Consider the following 1,672-nt stretch of genomic DNA (forward strand, 5'->3'; position numbering starts at 1 on the left):
CAGGCAATTTGGAAGCGAGAATAGAAGAGACCATGGCAGCCTGGGAAAAGCAGTATGGTAGGAGCGATACGGCGCAAACGACAGGCGCACGCTTTATCCATGTGCTGCATCAGGCACGCAAACGGTACGGCAGACGTTGCGTGGTATTGATAGACGAATACGATAAACCTATCCTTGACGTGCTGGATACGGGATATGCCACTACGGTAGACGATGAAAGGCGTCTGCTGGAAGACCGTAATCGGGAAATATTGAAGAGTTTCTATTCGGTATTCAAAACCGCTGACGAGGACTTGCAGTTTGTGCTGTTGACGGGCGTGACCAAGTTCTCTCAGGTAAGTGTGTTCAGCGGGTTCAACCAGCCGAGCGACATCAGCATGGACGAGCAGTATGAAACGCTTTGCGGCATCACACAGGAAGAACTGGAGCATTATTTTGCCGAGCCTATCAAGGCATTGGCGGTAAAATATAAAGTTACTGAAGAAGGGATGCTGGAGATGCTGAAGCACCGGTATGACGGCTATCACTTCAGCGGCAACCTGACGGATGTGTACAATCCGTTCAGTCTGTTGAACGCGTTTGCCAAAAAGGCACTCCGTGACTATTGGTTCTCCAGCGGCACACCCACTTATCTGGTCCGCCTGCTGAACCATACGCAGGAGAACTTGAACGAACTGACCGGACGCTATTACCGCCCCGAAGAGTTTGTCGACTATAAGGCGGACGTGGAAAAGCCCTTGCCGATGATTTACCAGAGCGGCTATCTGACCATCAAGGGCTACAACCTTCGTCGAGGCACTTTCCTGCTCGACTTCCCGAATAATGAAGTGAAGAACGGTTTCGTGTCTTTAGTCGCATCCAATTACCTGCAGCCGGGGGAAAGTGTAAACGGCTGGATACAAGACGTACTGGATGCCTTGGAAGCAGGCGAACCCGAACAACTCCGCAAGCTGTTTACTTCTTTTCTTGCCAGTATTCCATACTCAATGCGTGCCAAGAAGGACGAGGCGGAAAAGGAACGCTTCTTCCACTATACGCTTTACCTCATCTTCCGCCTGATAAGCGTCTACACGGTCTATACGGAGAAGGAGCAGAGCCAGGGGCGTGCCGACTGCATCGTGGAGACGGATGACTACATCTATATTTTCGAGTTCAAGCGCGACGGTACGGCGGACGAGGCTTTGGTGCAGATAGAGGCGAAAGGTTATGCCCGACCCTACGAAGCCGACCCGCGCACCTTATATAAAATAGGTGTGAACTTCTCTTCCGAAACGGGGACGGTGGAGGACTGGAAAGTAGGTTAATGTTTATCAACCGTCTTAACAACCTGATTAAATGGAGTTAATACAATCCTTTCCCAGTCCTGACATACTGGGACTGTTGTTTTCACGCATCAGGACTGGAGTCCTATATGTATTAGGACTGCAGTCCTAGTATATTAGGATTATGCGAGGACTCATAAGCTTGCGGATAAGCAATTAGTCACCGTAGCCATTGCAGGCGTACTTTTATGAACGTATCTCATTTTTCAGTACCAAGAGCAGAGGTGATAAATAAAAAAGCGGTTCTTTTGAGCCGCCTTTTTATTGTCCCTTTCAGAATAATTTTGTTTCTTTGCGTAAATCCAAAACTTGATGCACGATGAAGTACCCGATAGGAATCCAAAGCTTTG

General features: G+C 48.8%; 1 protein-coding gene. It reads left to right on the forward strand.

Annotated features, from left to right (window positions below; genetic code table 11):
* Positions 1–1,304, forward strand: a 1,304-nt coding sequence (locus tag B5F25_RS20815) for an AAA family ATPase (RefSeq protein ID WP_087251744.1), incomplete at its 5' end; no start/stop codon positions are given.
* Positions 1,305–1,672 lie beyond the last annotated feature (368 nt).

The sequence above is a fragment of the Bacteroides sp. An19 genome (assembly GCF_002160215.1).
Taxonomy (GTDB): Bacteria; Bacteroidota; Bacteroidia; order Bacteroidales; family Bacteroidaceae; genus Phocaeicola; species Phocaeicola intestinalis.